Below are 20,627 nucleotides of genomic sequence, written 5' to 3'. Positions count from 1 at the left end.
AAAACTTGACAGATCCCCTCGGAAAGCGCATATCGGAAGTCTGAGAAAAAAGGTGATCCGCAGATGTTTATTCAGACCGAATCCACGCCCAACCCCGCAACGCTGAAATTCCTGCCGGGACAGACCGTTCTGGACACCGGAACCGCCGATTTCCCAAGCTCCGAAGGCGCCTCCGTCTCGCCTCTGGCGACGCGGCTTTTCGCGGTGAACGGTGTGACGGGGGTGTTTTTCGGCAATGATTTCGTCACCGTGACCAAGGATGCGGATGCCGAATGGGATCACCTCAAACCCGCGATTCTCGGCGCGATCATGGAGCATTTCCAATCCGGTCAGCCGGTGATGTCGGGCGGGCCGCAGGCGTCGTCGGGTCATGCCGATCACGACGGGCCGGACAATGAAATTGTCTTCCATATCAAGGAGTTGCTGGATACCCGCGTGCGCCCCGCCGTGGCGCAGGACGGCGGCGACATCACCTTCCACGGGTTCGAACGCGGCGTGGTTTACCTGCACATGCAGGGCGCCTGCGCGGGCTGCCCGTCCTCGACCCTGACCCTCAAGATGGGGATCGAGAACCTGCTGCGCCACTATATCCCCGAGGTGACAGAGGTGCGGCCGGTTGCCGTCTGACGCGCTGATCCTTGGCTTCGACACATCGGCCGCGCATTGCGCGGCCGCTTTGCTGTCCGGGGGCCGGGTTCTGGCCTGCCACGCCGAAGAGATGGGCCGGGGACAGGCCGAACGCCTTGTGCCGCTGCTCGAGGAGATGCTGGCCGGGGCCGGCTGCGGCTGGGGCGATCTGTCGGCCATCGGCGTCGGGATCGGGCCGGGCAATTTCACCGGCATCCGTATTTCGGTGGCCACTGCCCGGGGTCTGGCACTGGCGCTCGACATTCCCGCGATCGGGGTGTCCACCTTCGACGCGGAGGGCCACGGCCATCGCGGCCCCCATATCGCCACCGTGCCCGCCCCGCGCGGGCAGATCTATGTGCAAACCCCTGATGGAAAAGCGGAATTGCGCCCTGTCGCGCCGCTCTCCGATCTGCCGATCCTGACGCCCCCGCCGCCCGATGTGCTGGCCGAACGCATCGCCCGCGTCGCCGCCGAACGGCGAGGGCAGGCGCTGCCGCGACCCGCGCCGCTGTATATCCGCGCCGCCGATGCCGCCCCCCCACGCGATCCCGCGCCGGTCATTCTCGATGACGCCTGAGGTGTTGGCCACCCTGCATGACGCGGGGTTTGCCGACTCGCGCGGCTGGTCGGCGGCGGAGTTTGCCGCGCTGCTTTCGGCGCCGCAATGTTTCGCGCTCGGCGATGCGGAAGGTTTCGTGCTGGGCCGCGTCGCGGCCGACGAGGCGGAGCTTCTGACCCTCACCGTGCATCCCGATGCGCGCCGCAGGGGGCAGGGCTGGCACTGGCTCTCCGCCTTCGAGACGGAGGCCCGCACCCGCGCCGCCACGCGCGCCTTTCTGGAGGTGGCCGAGGACAACACCGCCGCCCGCGCCCTCTATGTCCGCGCCGGCTGGCGCGAAGAGGGGCGGCGTTCGCGTTACTATCCCCGCCCGAACGGTGCGCCAGTGGATGCCGTGATCATGGTAAAACCGCTCCGCTGACGGCAGTGGCACCTGCGGCGCATGACGCTGCGGAAGCATGATCCCGTTTCGTTCACATGATTTTTCCTGCGTTGCAGCAATTTGATCCGGCGGCCCGTTGCCAAACCGCTTTGCAGCGGGCTATGGGAAGTTATGCAGATCTACCTTCCCATTGCCGAAGTATCCGTCAATGCCTTTCTGTTGCTGGGGCTGGGCGGGATGGTGGGCATCCTTTCGGGCATGTTCGGCGTCGGGGGTGGCTTCCTGATGACGCCGCTGCTGTTCTTCATCGGTATCCCGCCCGCCGTGGCCGTGGCGACAGAGGCGAACCAGATTGTCGCCTCCTCCTTCTCGGGGGTTCTGGCGCATCTGCGACGACGCACCGTGGATTTCAAGATGGGAACGGTGCTGCTCATCGGTGGCCTTGTCGGGGCCGCGCTCGGGGTCTTGCTGTTCAACTACCTCAAGTCGCAGGGACAGGTCGATCTGCTGGTGCGGCTGTCCTACGTTCTCTTTCTCGGCGTGATCGGCGGGCTCATGTTCCTCGAGAGCCTGCGCGCCATTCGCCGTTCGCGCAGGTCGCCCGGCACGACAATCCGCAAGAAACACACCTGGATCCACGGGCTGCCGTTCAAGATTCGCTTTCGCGTGTCAGGGCTCTATATCTCGGTGATCCCGCCGCTCATCGTCGGGCTTGCAGTCGGCGTTCTTGCGGCGATCATGGGGGTCGGTGGCGGTTTCGTCATGGTCCCCGCGATGATCTATCTTCTGGGGATGCCGACCAAGGTGGTGGTGGGCACATCGCTGTTCCAGATCATCTTTGTCACCGCCTTTACCACGCTTCTGCACGCCACCACGAACTATACCGTGGACATGGTGCTTGCGGTTCTTTTGCTGGTCGGCGGTGTGGTCGGTGCGCAGATCGGAACGCGGATTGGCACGAAGATGCAGGCGGAGCAGCTTCGGATTCTTCTGGCGATGCTGGTTCTGCTGGTCTGCGGCAAGCTCGCGCTCGATCTGCTTTTGCAACCGTCGGAGCTTTATTCGCTCGGCACAGCGGGCGGGGGGCACTGACATGCTGCGGTGGCTGTTTCTCGCGCTTGTCGTCACCACGTTACCCGCCCGGGCCGAAGAGGTGGTTCTTGGCCTCAGTCAGAACAGGGTGGCCATCACCGCGACGTTCGATGGCTCCGAAATCCTGATTTTCGGGGCGGTGAAACGCGAGGCGCCCATCGTGAAAGCGCCGCCACTGGAGGTGGTGATCGCCGTTTCCGGCCCCTCGCTTCCGGTGACGGTGCGCCGCAAGGAACGGCAATTCGGTATCTGGGTGAATACCGATGCGGTGGAGGTGGATGCCGCGCCGAGCTTTTATGCCGTGGCCACCTCCGGGCCGTTTGGCGAGGTTCTCAAGGATGTGGAGGATCTGCGCCACCGTATTTCGATCCCGCGCGCGATCCGCTCTGTCGGCGCGCCGCAGGGGATTCTCGACGCGCAGAGTTTCACCGAGGCGGTGATCCGTATCCGCAAACGCTCCGATCTCTATCAGATGTTGGAAAACAGCGTGCAGTTCGATGAACAGACATTGTTCCGCACCTCGATTTCCATGCCCGCAAACCTGACCGAAGGGGCCTATGCCACGCGCATCTTCCTGACCCGTGGCGGAGACGTGGTATCCACCTATGAGGCCATGATCGACGTGCGCAAGGTGGGGCTGGAACGCTGGCTGTTCAATCTTTCACGTGAGCAACCTCTGATCTATGGCCTGCTGTCGCTGGTGATCGCGATTGCCGCGGGCTGGGGGGCCTCCGCCGCTTTCCGCATGCTGCGTCAGGGCTAGGCGGGACGGGGTCATCAAGCAGTTGAACCTTCCTGTCTATTTGTGCCAGCTTGCGCCCCGGGGCACCGCCAGACGCGTCGGCGCCCGTGCAGGGAGTTCATGGGCCTTTGACAACGGGTGATCTGGTTATTGCCGCCGATTTTGGCACCTCGGGGGTGAAGGTCGGCGCCGTGGACCGCGACCTGACCCTGCGCGCGCGCGTCGTGGAAACCTATCCCCTCGATCTTGGCCCCGGTGGCCATGCCGAACAGGCGCCCGCCGACTGGTGGTGGGCGCTGGCCCGCGCGATCGCCCGGCTGACAGATGAGATCCCCGACCTGCCGCAGCGTGCCGGGGCGCTCTCCTTCGGCTCGCAGATCTGCGGTGTCGTCTGCGTGGGCGAGGATGGGGCGCCGCTGCGCCCCTGCCTGACATGGCTCGACAAGCGCGCCGCGCCGCTGGGCCGTGCGCTTGTCGGTGGCGCGCCGCAGGTGCATGGCTACCAGATCGGCAAGCTGCTGCGCTGGCTGCGGATCGCCAATGGCGCCCCGGCCAAGAACGGCATGGACCCGACGGCGAAATTCCTCTGGATCAAGCGCGAAGAGCCGGAGGTGTTCGCCCGCACCCGCTGGTTCATGGATGTGAAGGACTGGCTTGTCCTGCGGGCGACGGGGCGGCCCATCACCACCGCCGAAAGCGCCAATCTGACATGGCTGATGGATACGCGGCGCGGGCGCGAGGGCTGGTCGCCACGGCTTGCGGCGATGACCGGGATTCCCCTGGACAAGCTGCCCGAGATTGCCGACGGGGCCGATGTGGTGGGCACCCTGACCACCGGGGCCGCCGCCGATCTCGGCCTGCCCGCCGGCTTGCCGGTCATGGGCGGCGTGTCGGATGTCACGGCGGCCGCGCTCGGCTCCGGCGAGGTGGAGGATGGCGCGCTGCACATCTGCATCGCCACCTCCGCATGGATCAGCGGATTTTTTCCCAACCGGCGGCTCAACGTCCCGGCTTCCTACGCCACGATCACAAGCTCCGTCGGCTTTCGTCCGCTGCTTATCGCCTCGCAGGAAAACGCGGGCTCCGCGCTGGAATGGGCGGTGAAGATGACAGGCGGGGCGGAGACGACCGAAACCCTCGCCACCGCCTTTGCGCAGGTCGGAGAGGCGCGGCCCAACGATCCCTATTTCCTGCCGTGGCTGGCCGGTGAGCGCGTGCCCGTGGACGATGACGCGCTACGCGGCGTGCTGCACGGGCTGCGCCTGCATCACGGCCCGCCCGAGATTCGCCGCGCCGCGATCGAGGGGGTCGCGCTCAATATCCGCTGGGCCTACTCCAAGGTGGCGCGCGAAAAGGGGGTGCGCCTCGAAGGCCCGATCAGCATGGTGGGCGGGGTGGCGGCCAATCCGCGCTTTGCCCAGACGTTGGCCGATGCGTTGCACCGGCCGCTGCGCGTCGGAGAGGCCCGCCATGCCGGGGTACTCGGCGCCGCCGCGCTGGCCGCGCCGGTTCTGGGCTGGTCCGCCACCGTGTGGGAGGCCGCCGCCCGCCTGCGCGGCAAGACGACCGCCACCTATACGCCCGACCCGGACCGCGCCGCCGCGCTCGACGCCCGGAACGCGCAGCTTGCGGTGATCCGCCGCAACGCGATCCGAAGCTTTTCCCGGACGCGCACGCGGAGTTGATCCGCCCCGCGCGCCGGTCTATGCCGCTTGCACGGCAAGGAGGAACGCCCATGATCGACGGCCTTATCAAATCGAGGATCGACCCGCTGTGGGAGGCGGCAGCCACCCCGCTCGTGCGCGCGCGCTGGACCCCCAATCAGGTGACATTCGCCGGGCTGGTGCTCATCTGCCTCGCCTCGGCGGCCTATCTCTGGCACCGCTCGCCGGTGATCTTCGGGCTGACGCTCGCGGTTTCCTTTGCCTTCGACGCGCTCGACGGGGCGGTGGCGCGGCGGCGCGACATGCGTTCTTCGGCGGGGGGGTATTTCGACGCGATGGTGGACCGTTATCAGGAACTGGCCGTTCTCGCCGCGCTGGCGCATGTGCACGACCTCTGGGCGCTTGCGCTCGCCGCCTTCGCGGGCAGTGTCATGACCAGCTACGCCAAGGCGCGCACCGCTCTGGAAATGCCCATCGAGAACGACAACTGGCCCGACTTTTTCGAACGGCTTGAACGGGTGATCTTTCTCTGTCTCATGCTCATCGCCGCCGGCATCGCCCCGCGCCTCGGATTGTCCGCGCAATGGGTGGTGCCGGGCGGCCTTGCGCTCTTCGCCGCGCTGGCCAACCTCACCGCCCTGCAACGCGCCCGCCGCGCGGCGCGGATGCTGCGCGACCGCGATCAGGCCCGGAAATAGCGCAGGACGATCACCCCGGTATCCACCGCGAACAGCGCCAGATAAAGCAGCATCGCGGTGATCACCACCGGCTCGGTCGAGACATAGGCGAGATAGACCGCCTCGTTGCCGACCGGAAAGGTGAAATGCTTGGCCACGAACAGCACCAGATAAAGCGCGGCCAACAACAGCGGCACCGCGGCCATCCGCCGTCGAAACTCATGCATACGTGCCAGCGTCAACCGCCCCGGCCCCTCCGGTAGAGCCCGAAGCCAGCCCGATACAATCCCGCCCGCCAGCACGGTGCCGGTCTGCGCGATGAAGAACAGGTAACTGCCGGTCATGTGCCGCGGCGTCGCCTCCGGCATGCGGTAGTGGCTCAGCATCACGATTCCGACCGCGGCGACTGTCTGCAACAGCACGATCAGCACGAAAAGCGCCCGCACCCGCGCGAGGTTTACCTGCCCCGCCCCGAAGCGGCGCAAATCCATCTCGACCAGCGCCAGGATCGCGCACAGGCCAAGGACCAGAAGTGGCGCCGCCAGCAGCATCCAGAAGGCGAACGGCTCTCCGATTGCCGGGTCGGACAGCGCCCGGCTGATCGTCGGGGGCTGCCCGGCGGAATAGACAGGATGCGCGGCGATGAAATCCCATCGCGCCCGGTAGATCAGCAGGTTGATCACCGCCACGACGAACCCGACCGACGTCAGCACCCAGATCGCCAGCCCGGCCTCCGCCACATGGGGACGCGCTGTTGCGCACTGCACGCTTCCGGGGGATGTTTCCGTCATACCTGCGCCGTCTGTCTTTTTCCCGACGGGCGCATCACTTCGTCCGACACGATTCGCCCCGCCGCCATTTTGATCAGCCTGTCACATTTTGCAAACTGATGATCGTCATGCGTCACCGCGATGACAAGCTGCCCGGTGGCGGCCATTTCCGGCACCAGCACGTCATAAAAGAACGCCCGGTTTTCCGGATCCTGATCGGCGGCGAACTCGTCCAGAATGATGATCGGCCGTTGCTCGGCCAGTGCCACCGCCAGCGCCAGACGCCGCTTCTGCCCCGAAGACAGCGACAGCGACGAGAACCGCCCCTCATGCAGCCCCACACGGTCCGACAGGTTCAGCTCCGTGATCCGCCGCTCCAACTCCTGTTGTTCCTCCGCCGAGAGGCCGAAGGTCCGGTCAAACAGGTGAAAGCCGCTGAACACCCCGGTGAACAGCTCCCGGAACTCAGCCACGTTCTCGCGGGTCAGCGGCGCACCGTCGAGCAGGACCTCTCCCCCATCAGGCCAGCGCAACCCCGAGATGATCGACAGCAGCGTCGTCTTGCCCGACCCGTTTCCGCCGCAGATGAACACCGTTTCCCCCGGTCGGAACGTGAGATCCACGGGGCCGAGTTCAAAGGCTTCTTCCCCCGCCCCGACGCGCGCCGTGATCCCGCGCAACTCGATCGAGGAAAAGGATGTAGGGTGGTTTAGCAGTTCCAGTGGTCGGTTGGTCTGCGCGGCCTGAAGCGCCTCTTCCACTTCCATGATCTTCGCATGGCTGGCCTCGGCCCGTGCGATCCGTGGCAGCGCATTGAACAAGAGCTCGATCGGCCCGCTTGTCAAAAGCACCACGGTCAGCACCTGAAACATGGTTTCGGTGGTGCCACCCTGCAAAAGCGGCACCAGCATGACGACGAAACACAACAGCAGGATCATGGAGCTTTGCGCGACCACGGAGCTACCGGAATAAAGCCGCTCTGCCCTGATCCGCATGTTGGCCACCTCGTCGATCATGCGAAGTGTCTCGCCCTCCACCGCCTGACGGCGGGTGTCTCGCAGGCGGAGCTCCTTCCAGCCGCCAAGCATGTCGTCCACCCGGTTGCAGAACTCCGCCATCGCGCGGGTGGAGCGTACCATCAGTCCCCGCGCGGGAAGATCCAGCAGGATGAACCCGGTGGTGCCGACCGCAATCGCGATCAGTGTGGCCAGCCCGGCACTCCATGAAATCCAGAACAGATAGGGCACCGCGATACACACCACGATCAGCGCCTCGATGGCCTCGATGATATTGATCACCGCGCCAGAGGTCTCCTCCGTCTCGCGGGTCATGGCCGAATAAACCTGCCCATGATCGCGCGACAGCAGGAAATCAATGTCGGCCCGCAGCAGCATCCGTGTCATGCGCCGGCGCATGGCGGTCTGAATACGGTTGATCATGATGTGCGCACGCACCCGAGAGATGTAGATGGAGACGATGAACACGATCGCGCAGGCCGTCAGCAAGGCCGCTGGCCAGCCAAGACCGACGCTTTGCGCGGTCTGATTGATGGCATAGATCAGTCCCGCCCGACTCAGCGACCCCGTTATCGTGGAATAGAGGACCGGATCCCGAACAAGCCCGCTTGAGACCAGAAGGAAGCGCAGAAGCTGCACCCGGCGCGAGAGAAAGCCGAACCTGACAGGCCGGGGCGCGTGTTGCGAGGTGGCATCCATGATCAAGACATCTTTCCGCGTCGGCTGGGTCGCGCCAATCTATCGCCTTTGCCCGAACACCGCCAGAGCGACCCCCGGCCTGATTGAAGAAGCTGCGCGCGCGCCTTCCTTGTTCGCCAGTTCCTCAAGCAGCAACGCGCGACATATTTACGGTGCCCCGAAAGGCGGCATTGCCGTTTTTGGCACCGACGCGATACCGACGTAATACCGACATAATACCGAAACGGGTTTTTTAGTGATTTCAGCCTATTAACCCTGATTCGGCGTAACTCCTACCATTCCGGCGATTTCATAGGTCCGTCGCAGGATCGGCGCGGCGATGGCCCGTGCTCTTCCGGCCCCCTGCGCAAGGATCGAGTCGATCTCGGAGGTGTCCTGCATCAGGCGGCTCATCTCGGCGCTGATCGGGCTGAGCTTTTCCACCGCAAGCTCCGCAAGCATCGGTTTGAACTCCGAAAATTGCCTGCCCCCGGACTCGCGCAGTACCGCTTCAACGCTCTGATCGGCCAGCGCGGCATAGATGTTCACAAGGTTGCGCGCCTCCGGCCTGTCGTCCAGCCCCTTGGGCTCTGATGGCAGGGCGTCGGGATCGGTCTTGGCCTTGCGGATCTTCCTGGCGATCGTGTCGGCATCGTCGGTCATGTTCAGCCGAGAGGCATCCGAAGCGTCGGACTTCGACATCTTCTTCGCCCCGTCCCGCAGGCTCATCACACGGGTTGCCGCCCCCTCGATTACGGGCTCGGTTATGGGAAAGAAATCAATGCCATAGTCGTGGTTGAACTTCATCGCGATGTCACGCGTCAACTCAAGGTGCTGCTTCTGATCCTCGCCGACCGGCACATGGGTGGCGTGATACACAAGGATGTCGGCCGCCATCAGCGCCGGATAGGCAAAAAGCCCGAGCGAAGCGTTCTGCGCGTTCTTACCCGCCTTGTCCTTGAACTGGGTCATGCGCTGCATCCATCCCATGCGGGCAACGCAGTTGAAGATCCACGCGAGCTGTGTGTGTTCGGGCACTTGTGACTGGTTGAAAAGAATGGATTTTTTCGGATCGATCCCCGACGCGATGAACCCCGCGCAAAGCTCTCGGGTTGCGCGGCGCAGCTCTTCGGGATCTTGCCAGACGGTGATGGCGTGTAGGTCCACCATGCAGTAGACCGTTTCGATGCCTTCGTTCTGCATCTCGACGAAGCGCTTGAGCGCGCCGAGATAATTGCCAAGGTGGAGGTTGCCGGAGGGTTGAATCCCCGAGAACACGCGCGGGGTAAACTGAGAGGACGTTTGGACCGCCTCGCTCATGATGGTAACTCCGTCTGGATTTATGGGTGAGTGTGGCTTACCCATGGGCGCAAACGCCGTCAAGGAGAGCAGGCATGAGCGACCCGGAGACCAATCACAGCCCGATCAACCCGATCCCGCCCGTGGTAGTGGCACTTTTTCTCGTGGTGATCGGAATCGAGCTGGCCTTTGTCCTCGGCGCGCGCGGTCTGGTGGGCGGGCCGCAGGCGGTCGGCTGGCGCCTTGGCGCGATCCAGACCTACGCGTTTTCAGACGATATTTTCATCTGGATGGCAACCAACGGGATCTGGCCGCTGGAGCATCTGATGCGGTTCGTGAGCTATCTTTTCGTGCATGCGAATTTCACCCATGCGCTTTTCGGCTCTGCCATGGTTCTGGCGTTGGGAAAATTCGTCGGAGAGGTCTTCTCCGGCTGGAAGGTACTCGTAATATTCGTGCTGTCGGGGGCCGCCGGCGCTTTTGGTTTTACGCTGTTCCTGACGACATCGGCACCGCTTCTGGGCGTGTTTCCGGGGGTTTACGGGTTGATCGGGGCGTTCACCTTCCTGATGTGGCTGAAGTTGGGACAGATGGGCGCGAACCAGTATCGCGCTTTCCTGATGATCGGGCTTCTGCTTGGCATACAGCTTCTTTTCGGGCTCATCTTCGGTGGCAATGGCGATTGGGTGGCCGATCTGGTGGGCTTTGTCACCGGCTTTCTGTTGTCCTTCGTGCTCGTTCCGGGGGGGTGGGCACGCATTCGTGCGCGGCTTCGGCATGACTGAAACCGCGGTCAGCCGCGCCTTGCAGCCTTGCGGAAATCCGACGGGCTGAACGCGCCGATGGACACGCCGAAGGTGAAATAGACCCCGGCCCCGAGCGCGATCAGACCGGCAAGCGCCGGGTAGCGCCAGCCGGGCAAGAAAAACACTGCGCCAAAGATGGCCACGACGAGCCACAATACGGCCCCCATGATCACGCTGGCCAGTGCGATACGCCACAACCGCCGGTGAAACCGTGCGTCAAAGCGTGCCGCATCCCCGAAGGCGCGGCCACCGTGCGCCAGCAAAGCCACCATCGCCCAACCAGCCAGCGTCGCGGCGAGCGCTGGCGCCAGCCAGCCGAGAAACGGCATCAACCCGATCGCGACGGCCGCATTCACCGCCATCGCCCAAAGCGCATAGTGGAATGGGCTACGGGTATTCTCTCGCGCGAAGAAAAGCGGTTGCAGTGTCTTCTGGAGCACGAAGGCGGGCAGCCCCAGACCGTAGAGCGCGACCGCCTGCGCGATGGCTACACTGTCGCCCGCGCCAGTGGCGCCGCGCTCGAACAACACCGAAACCAGCGGTAGCGGAATCACGATGAGCGCTACGGCGCAGGGCAGTGTAAGCGCAAGCGCCACCTCTCCTGCGCGCGACAGCGCATGACGGGCCCCTGCATCATCTCCGGCCTTCAGCCGCCGCGACAGATCGGGCAGAAGTACGATCCCGATTGCGATGCCTACCACGCCGAGCGGGAGCTGATAAAGCCGGTCAGCGGCGAAGAGCCACCCAACGGCATTGTCATACTGCGAGGCGACAAGTTGCCCGACGACAAGATTGATCTGCATGACCCCCGAAGCGAGCGCCGCGGGCAGTGCGATGCGGACAAGCTGCCCCATCTCGGGTGACCAGCGTGGCAGGCCCGGAACGATTCGCACACCGGCGTGCGCAGCGGCGGTCCAGACAAGGGCAAGCTGCGCGGCCCCTGCGACGGGGATGGCCCAGATCAGCCAGAGGATCACCTCCCCCCCGAGAGCGGCCGCAGCGAGCATCGCCCCGATGGCCAGCACATTGAGCAGTACCGGCGCGGCGGCCGCGACGGCAAAGCGTCCGGTGGCGTTGAGGACCCCAGAGAACAGGGCCGAAAGCGACATTAGAAGGATATAGGGAAAGACGATACGCCCAAACCCCACAGTGAGATCGAAGCGCGCATCGCCCACAAAACCCTCTGCCGTGGCCCAGACCAGCGCCGGCATGAAGATCATGCCAAGCGCCGTCAGCACCAGCACCGTGAACCCAAGCCCGTTAAAGGCAGAGCGGGCAAAGGCGGCGGAATCTTCGCCCGCCTCATATCGCTTGGAGAACATCGGTACGAAGGCGGCATTGAATGCGCCCTCGGCAAAGAATCGGCGAAACATGTTGGGCAGGCGAAAGGCCGCGACAAAGGCGTCAAGCACCGGCCCCGGTCCAATGAGCGCGAGAATCAGCACTTCCCGCACAAAACCGAGGATTCGGCTCATGAGGGTCCAGAAACCGACGGTCAGAAAGCCGCTCATCAGTCGGATGGGTTTCAAACCTGCGCCCTTTCCCGACCTTTGCCTATCGCCTCGCGCAGTTTCCGTTCGAGCGCGCGCTGTTTCGGCGCGGAGTGGATCTTCAGCCCGAACATATCCTTTACATAGAAGGTATCGACCACCTGTTCGCCAAAGGTCGCGATCACGGCGGAGGCGATATAGATATTGGCCCCGGCCAGCGTGCGCGTCAGGTCATGAAGAAGCCCCGGCCTGTCGCGGGTATCGACCTCGATGATGGTGTAGATCTCTGACCCGTCATTGTCGAAGGTGATCGTGGTCGGCACGCGGAAGGCACGCTCGCGCTTCTTGATCTTGTCACGGTCGCGGATTGCCTCTGATGTGACCACCTCACCCCTGAGGGTCTTGTCAATCATCTGGCGCAGCCGTGGCAGGTGGTTCTCCTCATAAGGACGGCCTTCGGAATCCTGTATCCAGAACGTCGCGGTGGCATAGCCATCCTTGGTGGTATAGGTGCGCGCGTCCACCACGTTTGCCCCCACCAGCGCCAGCGCCCCGGCCAGCCGCGAGAAGATGCCGGGGTGATCGGCCAGTGCGAAACAGACTCGCGTGACGCCGCGATCCTCATCGGGTTGCAGGTCGATGCGGACCTCATCATCGGCGATGTCGCGGAGCAGATGCGCGAAGATCACGTGCGCGGTGACATGAAGCCCCTGCCAATAGGGCGGGTAGTGACGTGAAGTCTCGGCCTTGATCTCCTTGAGGGGCCAATCCTTGAGTTCCTTGCGCAGAAGTTTCTTCGCCTCGGCCCCGCGGTTTTCACGGTTGAGCGCCTCCATCCCGTCCTCAAGCGCCTTGCGGGTCTGCCGGTAGAGCGCGCGTATCAGCGCGGCTTTCCAGTTGTTCCATGTGTTCGGCCCCACGCCGCGAATGTCGCAGACCGTCAGCACGGTCAGAAGGTCGAGCCTCTTGACGTTCTGAACTGCCTTGGCGAAGTCACGCACGGTGCGCGGGTCCGATATGTCGCGCTTCTGAGCCATGTCCGACATCAGAAGGTGATAGCGCACCAGCCACTCGACCGTATCGCAATCGGGTCTCGAAAGGCCGAGCTTTGGTGCCACTCTGCGTGCGATCTGCGCGCCGAGAATCGAATGATCAACGTCGCGCCCCTTGCCGATGTCATGCAGGAGCATTGCCACCATCAGAACCTTGCGATTGAGGGACTTCTTTCTCAGGATCTCGGTCGAGATGGGAAGCTCGTCTTCGAGTTCGAGCCGCTCGATCTGTGCGAAGTTGGAGATCACCTGAATGGTATGCTCGTCTACCGTATAGCTGTGATACATGTTGAACTGCATCATCGCTACAATGGGTTCAAACTCAGGGATGAAGGTCGAGAGCACGCCCAACTCATTCATTCGCCGCAGCGCACGTTCCGGATTGCCGTGTTTCAGCAGCAGGTCGAGAAAGATGCGGCGCGCCTCCTTGTTGTGGCGCATGTCGTCATCAATCAGATGCAAATTCGCCGTCACCAGCCGCATCGCGTCGGGATGTATGAGCAGCCCGGTGCGCAGGGCCTCTTCGAACAGACGCAGAAGGTTGAGCTTGTCGGACAGAAACTCATCTTCATCCACAATGCCCAGCCGCCCATGCACCACCCTGTAGCCCTGCTTGAGCCGTCGGCGGCGGCGTAGCAGGCGTTGCAAGAGCGGTTCTCCCTTGGTGTGGTTGGCCTCCAGCTTGGTCAGCAGAATACGAGTCAGATCACCGACGGCGGTGGCGTGGCGGAAATAGTCCTGCATGAAATGCTCCACCGCGCGGCGACCGCCACTGTCCTCGTAACCGAGCCGTTCGGCCACCTCGACCTGAATGTCGAACGTGAGCTGTTCCATGGGACGCCCGGCGATAAGGTGAAGATGCGCGCGCACAGCCCAGAGAAAATTCTCGGCCCGTTCGAAGAGACGGAATTCCTCTTCGCGGAACAGACCAAGTTCGATAAGCTCCTGAACATCCTGAACATGGTAGACATATTTTGCGATCCAGAAGAGCGATTGCAGATCGCGCAGACCGCCTTTGCCCTCTTTCACATTGGGCTCCACCACATAGCGTTCGCCCTGCTTGAGGTGGCGCGCGTCCCGTTCGTCAAGCTTGGCTTCGACAAACTCGCGTTCGCTGCCCTTGAAGAGATCCTTCGTCAGGCGCTTGTCGAGTTCCCCGGCAAGATCGGAGTCCCCAGCGAGGTATCGGTGTTCCAGAAGCGCAGTGCGGATCGTGTAGTCCTCGGCCCCGAGACGTAGGCAATCGCGCACCGTGCGCGACGCATGTCCGACTTTCAGGCGCAGATCCCACAGGATATAGAGCATGGATTCTATCACGCTCTCGGCCCAGGCGGTGATCTTGTAGGGCGTCAGGAACAGCAGGTCGACATCCGATTGCGGCGCCATCTCGCCGCGGCCATAGCCGCCGACCGCGACAAGGGCGATGCGCTCACCCTCGGTTGGATTCGATAGCGGATGCATGCGCTGGCTGGCGATGAAATAGGCACTGGAGACAAGACAATCCGTCAACCAGGTATAGGCGCGCGTCATCGGGCGGGCATCCAGGGGGCGAGCGCAGAAGCCATCCGCGATCGCGTCCATACCGGATTTGCGCACATTGCGCAGAAGCGCGACAACGTGTTTGCGCAGATCTTCGCCTCTGCCATATTCGCGGCAGGCCGCCTCAAGTTTGGCGGCCAGCGCGTCTTGGTCTAGAATGTCCTGCGCCGGGCAGATCAGATCATCGCGAGGCGCAGGCAGGAAGGCGGTGGAAAGGTCAGGATCCAAAGCCGCGGAAACTTCTTGGCGCCGGGTCAAGGACAACCACCTTTTTGTCACGGATCGTCGCCACGGCAAGGCCACGTTCGTTGGTTCCGTCCGCGCGCAGACGGAAGACACCGTTCACCCCCTGAAAGCCCGCGCCTTGTGTCAGCGCACTTGCGCTGAGCGCATCCCTCTTGCCGGACTTCACCAATGCGCCAATGGCGGCTATGCCGTCATAGGCCAGCCCGGCAATCGGATGGGGCAGCCCGCCATAGGATCGTGCGTAGCGGCTCTGGAACTGCTGGTTTCGCTCTGGATCGGGAAGTGCGAACCAGCCTCCCTGCACGCCGGGCAATTCCAGAGTCTGCGCCGGAATGTCCCAACGGGTAAGGCCAATGAACTGTGTTGTTTCAGGGCTGATCCCGGCCTCTGGCAGCATCTGAGAGAAGAGCGGCAGCGCACCCGAGGTGTCAGCAGCAAGAAACACGGCATTGGCGTTGGTCTGGCGGGTCATGTCGCGCACCTCGCTGGCTGCGGCGATCACGCCCTGCTGCGAGAATTCGTAGGGTACCGTTCCGGCAAGTTGTGCGCCGTTGCGCGAAATGGCACTCTGAATCGCGTTGCGGCCTAACTGTCCCGATACGTTTTCGGCATGAACGACAACAATATTGTCGCGCCCCTGACGTGCTGCATAGCCCACCAAACGGTCAGCGGTATTCTCGAACGTGGGGCCCAGCACGAAGACGTTGCCACCCGCGATGGTCGTGTTGTTCGAGAAGGAAAGCATGTTGATGCCGCGACTGGCCACCGCGTTGCCCGCCGCGTTCGCCGCTTCTGCAAAGACCGGGCCAAGAATGATTTGAGCACCGTCGTTGACCGCCTTCACAGCGGCCTGTTGCGCGACGCCCGCGTTACCCTGCGTGGAATAGACTCGCAGGTCGATATCCACCCCATCGAGATCGGAGATTGCCAATCGCGCGGCATTTTCGAGGCTCTGTGCCAACACAGCATCGCCGGAGCGGTCAGAACCGCTTGGCACCAGAAGCGCCACAGGTACGGGCTTGCTGGTGTCGATTGATGGTCCGGTGGCGGTGGTGATGCCGGGCGCACAAGCCGCTGTGCCAAGCGCAGCCAGGGCCAGAACAGCCCCTTTCAGAAATCGGCGAGCGGGTTTAAAAGCGGCAAACATAGGAATTTCCTTACTCCCTTTGCGGATGTCAGGCCGGGCGCGCAGCGACGCCACTGAATGGACCGTTCGGGACTGATAATAAACGACACATCTTGAGGGTCCAGCATTGAATTACCAACAGATCAGCATCTCCCCAGGCCTCTACTTTGTCGCGACCCCGATCGGGACCGCGCGCGATATCACGCTGAGGGCCCTTGACATATTGGCGAGCGCCGATGCGATCGCGGCAGAAGATACGCGGTCGATGCGGCGCCTGTTGGATATTCACGGCGTGCCGCTGGGGGATCGTCCGTTGATCTCCTATCACGATCATTCAGGGCCCAGGGCGCGCGCGGGCCTGCTCAAGACGCTGTCAGAGGGTCGCTCGGTCGCCTATGCCTCGGAGGCGGGAACGCCGCTGATCGCCGATCCCGGCTACGCGCTGGCGCGCGAGGCGGCAGAAGCGGGATATGCCGTGACCGCTGCGCCCGGCCCTTCTGCGGTGATCACGGCGCTTGTGCTGGCGGGGTTGCCCACGGATGCTTTTTTCTTCGGCGGCTTTCTGCCCAATGCGAGCGGGGCGCGCCGCAAGACGCTTCAGTCACTGCGCGAAGTGCCCGGAACCCTGGTATTCTACGAATCACCTCGGCGGGTTGCCGCGATGCTGGAAGACGCGGCGGATATGCTTGGCGAGGCGCGTGAAGCGGTCATTTGCCGGGAGTTGACCAAGAAATTCGAGGAAATCCGGCGCGGAACGCTCGCCGGTTTGGCTGCCGAGCTGGCGGGGCGCGCGCTCCGGGGCGAGGTGGTCGTGGTGATTGATCGTGCCCGCACCGAAGGCGCCAGTTCCGAAGAGGTGGAGGAGGCACTGCGCCACGCGCTTGAGAGCATGTCACTGCGAGATGCCGCCGATAGCGTCGGAAAAGCCATGGGACAGAATAAACGGAAAATTTACCAACTGGCCCTGAAGATCAAGGAGGAGACAGGGAAAGACGAATGAAATGGGCCGTTCCACACCGCGCGATACTCAAGAGGTGAAGTCCGTTCGGGTGCGGCGCGGGCAACGCGCGGCCCTGGCCGGTTTGGCGGCAGAGGCGCAGGTGATGCGTGATTATGAACGACACGGATTCAAAATGGCCGCACGCCGTTGGCGCGGGCAGGGCGGAGAGATTGACCTGATCCTGCGCAGCGGCGCGGCGCTCATCTTTGTCGAGGTCAAGCAATCGCGCGATTTTGCCCACGCGGCCGAAAGCCTGCGCCCGGCTCAGATGCAGCGCCTTGTTGCCGCGGCGAGTGAATTCCTTGCCGGAGAGCCGGGTGGACAACTGACCGAGGCACGCTTTGACGTCGCGCTTGTGAATGGCCGCGGTGAGGTGCGAATCCTTGAAAACGCCTTCGGCACTGTCTGAACGGGCATTGCACAGGGGCGGTGCTTGGGTCATGTAATGGGCGACCAAACAGGGAATGCCCATGAAAATCGCCTTTCAGATGGACCCGATCCAGTCAGTCGATATCAACGCCGACAGCACCTTCCGTCTTGCCGAGGAGGCACAGGCCAGAGGGCATGAGCTGTTCTTCTATGCGCCCGATCATCTTGCCTACGAAAGCGGGGAGATCACAGCGCGCGGGCATGCCATGACGCTCAGGCGAGAGCAGGGCAACCATGTCACGCTTGGGCCTCGTGAGCATGTCAACCTGCGCGATTTCGATGTGGTCTGGCTGCGCCAGGATCCACCGTTCGACATGCACTACATCACCTCGACCCACCTGCTTGATCGGCTCAAGGGGCAGGCGCTGGTGGTCAATGACCCTTTCTGGGTGCGAAACTTTCCCGAGAAACTCCTGGTTCTGAGTTTTCCGCAACTTACCCCGCCAACGACGATCGCTCGCGACCTGGCAACCATCAAGGCGTTCAAGGACATGCACGGGGATGTGATCCTCAAGCCACTATACGGCAATGGGGGGGCGGGAGTGTTCCGGCTCGATGCGAATGACCGGAATCTATCCTCGTTGCATGAGCTTTTCACGGGCTTCACGCGTGAGCCGCTGATTGTGCAGAAATTCCTGCCTGACGTGTCGAAAGGTGACAAACGGATCATTCTCGTGGACGGAGAGCCGGTGGGCGCGATCAACCGCGTTCCGGCAGCAGGGGAAACACGGTCGAATATGCATGTGGGCGGACGCCCCGAAAAGATTGGGCTGAACGCGCGCGATCACGAAATATGCGAGGCGATCGGTCCGCTTCTGAAGGAGAAGGGGCAGATTTTCGTGGGGATCGACGTGATCGGGGATTACCTTACGGAAATCAACCTAACCTCGCCGACCGGGTTACAGGAGCTTGAGCGATTCGATGGGGTGAATGTTACCGGGAAAATCTGGGAAGCGATCGAAGCGCGCCTGGCATGAGTTGGCAGCTTCGCTGTCTCAACCATTCTTTGCGGTATCTGGTAAAGCCGCGACTGCGCCGCACCGAAGATCCGGTTGTGGCCGCGCGGGATTTTGAGCGCGCAGCGCGCTGGCTTTTCAGAACGCCGCCGCACACGCTTTGTCTGACGCGCCCGGGTTCGGTGCCGATGAGCTGGATTTCCGTTGGTCGGTGCGCTCCACGTCGCGTGATCTTGTATCTGCATGGTGGCGCCTACTTTTCGGGCAGCGCACAAACCCACATGGGGATGCTGGCGCGGCTGTCGAAAATGACTCGGGTGGAGGTGTGCGTCCCCGGCTACAGGCTCTTGCAGGTGGCGCCCTTTCCTGCCGCCTTCGACGATGCAGTTTCGGCCTGGGATCATCTGATGCGGTTGTACGCGCCGCAAGAGATAGTGCTTGGCGGAGACAGCGCCGGGGGCGGGTTGATGCTGGCGCTTCTGGCAGAGCTTTGCGGTCGTGGCACGCCGCCGGCGGCGGCATTTGCGCTTTCCCCATGGTGCGATCTGACCCTTGGGGGCGAAAGCATTGGGAACAACCGGGATCGCGATCCCCTCATCCCGGTGGAGCGGATGGAGGAAACCGCTCAGCGGTACCTCGACGGCGCTCAACCGGAAGATCCGCGCGCCTCACCCCTCTTTGCGAGGTTTGATGAGGTCCCGCCGGTGTTGATACAGTGCGGCGACTGTGAAGTTCTGCTATCGGATGCGACGCGGATGCAAGCCCGACTTGGAGCGACGGCGCGGCTCGACATCTGGAAAGACACACCGCACGTCTGGCAGATCTTCGACGGGTGGGTACCGGAAGCGCGCGCAGCGCTGCGCGGGGCGGCAGACTTCGTTCAGATTTCTTTCGAGGCTGTCAGCCGGTAGCTCACGGCTTCGGCGACATGCGGCTTGCGTACAGTTTCGGAGCCGTCCAGATCCGCGATGGTGCGCGCCACGCGCAAGACCCGGTGATATCCGCGCGCCGACAGGCCGAAGCGTTCGGCCACCTTTATAAGAAGCGCACGTCCTTCTTCATCCGGTCCGGCAACTTCTTCCAGAATGCCACCTTGCGCATCCGCATTGACCCGTAGGCCGGGTTGCTCCTCGTAGCGTGTTGCCTGCATCTGATGCGCCTTTGCCACGCGCCCGGCCACCAGGGCAGAGCTTTCGCCGTTCGCGGGCAGGTCAAGGTCCATGTAGGACACGGGCGGCACCTCGATCCGCAGGTCGAGACGGTCGAGCAGCGGGCCGGAGATGCGACCCATATAGTCCTCTCCGCATTGGGGCACCCGAGAGCAGGCGCGGGCAGCATCATACATGTGTCCGCACCGGCAGGGATTTGCGGCGGCCACCAGCATGAAGCGGCAGGGATAGGACACATGGGCATTGGCGCGCGCGATCATGACCTCGCCCGTCTCCATCGGCTGGCGCAGAGTTTCGAGCACGTTGCGCGGAAACTCGGGGAATTCATCCATGAACAGAACACCGTTGTGGGCAAGGCTGATCTCGCCCGGCGCGGCGCGGCGTCCACCACCAACGATTGCGGCCATGGAGGCGGTGTGATGCGGCTCCCGGAAGGGGCGGCTACGGGAGATGCCCCCCTGATCGAGCAGACCGGCAACCGAATGGATCATCGAGGTTTCCAACGCCTCCTGCGCCGACAGAGGCGGCAGGATGGAAGGCAGACGCGCGGCAAGCATGGATTTGCCAGAGCCGGGCGTGCCCACCATGAACAGGTGGTGCCGACCCGCCGCGGCGATTTCCAAGGCGCGCTTGGCTCTTTCCTGTCCTTTCACATCGCGCAGATCCTTGCCTCCTGGGTCGGATATCACCTCGCCCGGTTGGCTTGGAGTGAGGGGCGATTGCCCCGTATAGTGGCGCACCACATCCGCGAGCGAGCCCGCGCCTAGCACCTGTGCCGCGCCCACCCAGGCGGCTTCCGGACCCGAGGATTTCGGGCAAAGCAGGGTGCGATTGTCCTCTGCCGCGGACATGGCTGCCGGAAGCGCCCCGATGACGGACACAAGCGATCCGTCGAGCGACAACTCCCCCAAGGCCACAGTGCTTTCGGCGGCGTCCTTGGGGATAATTTCCAGCGCCGCGAGCAAGGCCACGGCGATAGGCAAATCGAAATGGCTGCCTTCCTTTGGTAGATCGGCAGGTGAGAGATTTACCGTAATCCGCTTGGATGGCAGAGCGATGGCCATGGAGGAGAGCGCCGATCGAACGCGGTCTCGGGCTTCGCTGACCGCCTTGTCGGGCAAGCCGACGATAGCAAATGCGGGCAGGCCGGGCGTGACGGCACATTGCACTTCCACCCGATGCGCTTCCACCCCTTCGAATGCGACCGTATAGGCCCGCGCGGTCATATCGTCCCACCCCTCAATCTTTGTGAACAGGGTTAGGGAAACGTGGTGAAGAAGAAGTTAACGCTTCCTGAAGGAGGGC

At 63.2% G+C, this 20,627-nt stretch carries 20 protein-coding genes; 13 read left to right on the top strand and 7 right to left on the bottom strand.

Features of this window, described 5'->3' with window-relative positions; genetic code table 11:
• The first annotated feature begins 63 nt into the window (after nt 1-63).
• The 7 genes from BMW66_RS00515 (at nt 64) to BMW66_RS00485 (ending at nt 5,767) form a co-directional block, all read left to right on the top strand.
• A complete protein-coding gene (locus tag BMW66_RS00515) occupies nt 64-627 on the top strand; it encodes a NifU family protein (protein ID WP_093114675.1) in 564 nt (187 codons plus the stop codon).
• Complete coding sequence (gene tsaB / locus BMW66_RS00510) at nt 617-1,207, top strand: tRNA (adenosine(37)-N6)-threonylcarbamoyltransferase complex dimerization subunit type 1 TsaB (RefSeq protein WP_093114674.1); 591 nt, start codon at nt 617-619, stop codon at nt 1,205-1,207. The genes BMW66_RS00515 and tsaB overlap by 11 nt, the downstream gene beginning before the upstream one ends.
• Entirely contained in the window at nt 1,197-1,610 is a 414-nt protein-coding gene (locus BMW66_RS00505) for a GNAT family N-acetyltransferase (protein ID WP_093114673.1), read from the top strand. Before tsaB ends, BMW66_RS00505 begins: the two co-directional genes overlap by 11 nt.
• Nucleotides 1,611-1,742: 132 nt before the next feature.
• Nucleotides 1,743-2,663 (top strand): sulfite exporter TauE/SafE family protein, encoded by a 921-nt coding sequence (locus BMW66_RS00500; RefSeq protein ID WP_093114672.1) that lies wholly within the window; start codon nt 1,743-1,745, stop codon nt 2,661-2,663.
• Between the two features lies 1 nt (nt 2,664).
• Nucleotides 2,665-3,426, top strand: a complete 762-nt coding sequence (locus BMW66_RS00495; protein ID WP_093114671.1) for a TIGR02186 family protein — start codon at nt 2,665-2,667, stop codon at nt 3,424-3,426.
• An 86-nt stretch (nt 3,427-3,512) separates the two neighbouring features.
• A complete protein-coding gene (locus BMW66_RS00490; protein WP_217639277.1) occupies nt 3,513-5,090 on the top strand; it encodes a xylulokinase in 1,578 nt (525 codons plus the stop codon).
• 50 nt (nt 5,091-5,140) lie between these two features.
• Nucleotides 5,141-5,767 (top strand): CDP-alcohol phosphatidyltransferase family protein, encoded by a 627-nt coding sequence (locus BMW66_RS00485; protein WP_175483122.1) that lies wholly within the window; start codon nt 5,141-5,143, stop codon nt 5,765-5,767.
• On the opposite strand, the gene BMW66_RS00480 is transcribed toward BMW66_RS00485, so the two are convergent.
• Entirely contained in the window at nt 5,752-6,537 is a 786-nt protein-coding gene (locus BMW66_RS00480) for a hypothetical protein (RefSeq protein ID WP_093114668.1), read from the bottom strand. The two genes, BMW66_RS00485 and BMW66_RS00480, sit on opposite strands and share 16 nt — an antisense overlap.
• Nucleotides 6,534-8,231 carry an ATP-binding cassette domain-containing protein gene (locus BMW66_RS00475; RefSeq protein ID WP_093114667.1) on the bottom strand — a complete coding sequence of 566 codons (1,698 nt, stop codon included), beginning with the start codon at nt 8,229-8,231 and terminating at the stop codon, nt 6,534-6,536. Before BMW66_RS00475 ends, BMW66_RS00480 begins: the two co-directional genes overlap by 4 nt.
• Here BMW66_RS00475 and BMW66_RS00470 point away from each other — a divergent pair.
• On the top strand, nt 8,230-8,436 hold the full coding sequence (locus BMW66_RS00470; protein ID WP_093114666.1) for a hypothetical protein: 207 nt from the start codon (nt 8,230-8,232) through the stop codon (nt 8,434-8,436). The genes BMW66_RS00475 and BMW66_RS00470 overlap by 2 nt on opposite strands.
• A 44-nt stretch (nt 8,437-8,480) precedes the next feature.
• Here BMW66_RS00470 and trpS read toward each other — a convergent pair whose 3' ends face one another.
• Entirely contained in the window at nt 8,481-9,530 is a 1,050-nt protein-coding gene (gene trpS / locus BMW66_RS00465) for a tryptophan--tRNA ligase (protein WP_093114665.1), read from the bottom strand.
• A 74-nt stretch (nt 9,531-9,604) separates the two neighbouring features.
• Here trpS and BMW66_RS00460 point away from each other — a divergent pair, with 74 nt between their 5' ends.
• On the top strand, nt 9,605-10,294 hold the full coding sequence (locus BMW66_RS00460) for a rhomboid family intramembrane serine protease (protein WP_093114664.1): 690 nt from the start codon (nt 9,605-9,607) through the stop codon (nt 10,292-10,294).
• Between the two features lie 8 nt (nt 10,295-10,302).
• Here BMW66_RS00460 and murJ read toward each other — a convergent pair whose 3' ends face one another.
• The 3 genes from murJ to BMW66_RS00445 are packed head-to-tail and all read right to left on the bottom strand — an operon-like array spanning nt 10,303 to nt 15,789.
• Nucleotides 10,303-11,826 (bottom strand): murein biosynthesis integral membrane protein MurJ, encoded by a 1,524-nt coding sequence (murJ, locus tag BMW66_RS00455; protein WP_245729269.1) that lies wholly within the window; start codon nt 11,824-11,826, stop codon nt 10,303-10,305.
• Between the two features lie 14 nt (nt 11,827-11,840).
• Nucleotides 11,841-14,654 (bottom strand): [protein-PII] uridylyltransferase, encoded by a 2,814-nt coding sequence (locus tag BMW66_RS00450; protein WP_093114662.1) that lies wholly within the window; start codon nt 14,652-14,654, stop codon nt 11,841-11,843.
• The gene (locus tag BMW66_RS00445) at nt 14,614-15,789 is read right to left on the bottom strand and encodes a penicillin-binding protein activator (RefSeq protein WP_093114661.1); all 1,176 of its coding nucleotides are present in this window, start codon (nt 15,787-15,789) and stop codon (nt 14,614-14,616) included. The genes BMW66_RS00450 and BMW66_RS00445 overlap by 41 nt, the downstream gene beginning before the upstream one ends.
• A gap of 106 nt (nt 15,790-15,895) precedes the next feature.
• On the opposite strand from BMW66_RS00445, the gene rsmI reads away from it, so the two are divergent.
• The 4 genes from rsmI to BMW66_RS00425 all read left to right on the top strand — a co-directional run bounded on the left by rsmI (nt 15,896) and on the right by BMW66_RS00425 (nt 19,064).
• On the top strand, nt 15,896-16,768 hold the full coding sequence (gene rsmI / locus BMW66_RS00440) for a 16S rRNA (cytidine(1402)-2'-O)-methyltransferase (protein ID WP_093114660.1): 873 nt from the start codon (nt 15,896-15,898) through the stop codon (nt 16,766-16,768).
• A 1-nt stretch (nt 16,769) separates the two neighbouring features.
• Nucleotides 16,770-17,177 carry a YraN family protein gene (locus BMW66_RS00435; protein ID WP_093114659.1) on the top strand — a complete coding sequence of 136 codons (408 nt, stop codon included), beginning with the start codon at nt 16,770-16,772 and terminating at the stop codon, nt 17,175-17,177.
• Nucleotides 17,178-17,238: 61 nt separating this feature from the next.
• Nucleotides 17,239-18,174, top strand: a complete 936-nt coding sequence (gene gshB, locus BMW66_RS00430; RefSeq protein WP_093114658.1) for a glutathione synthase — start codon at nt 17,239-17,241, stop codon at nt 18,172-18,174.
• Complete coding sequence (locus BMW66_RS00425; protein WP_093114657.1) at nt 18,171-19,064, top strand: alpha/beta hydrolase; 894 nt, start codon at nt 18,171-18,173, stop codon at nt 19,062-19,064. The genes gshB and BMW66_RS00425 overlap by 4 nt, the downstream gene beginning before the upstream one ends.
• Here BMW66_RS00425 and BMW66_RS00420 read toward each other — a convergent pair.
• On the bottom strand, nt 19,034-20,548 hold the full coding sequence (locus tag BMW66_RS00420) for a YifB family Mg chelatase-like AAA ATPase (RefSeq protein WP_093114656.1): 1,515 nt from the start codon (nt 20,546-20,548) through the stop codon (nt 19,034-19,036). The genes BMW66_RS00425 and BMW66_RS00420 overlap by 31 nt on opposite strands.
• Nucleotides 20,549-20,627: the final 79 nt, after the last annotated feature.

It is taken from the genome of Salinihabitans flavidus (assembly GCF_900110425.1).
Lineage (GTDB): Bacteria > Pseudomonadota > Alphaproteobacteria > Rhodobacterales > Rhodobacteraceae > Salinihabitans > Salinihabitans flavidus.
Note: the sequence above shows the minus strand (reverse complement) of the source record. Positions and strands in the feature narration are given on the sequence as shown.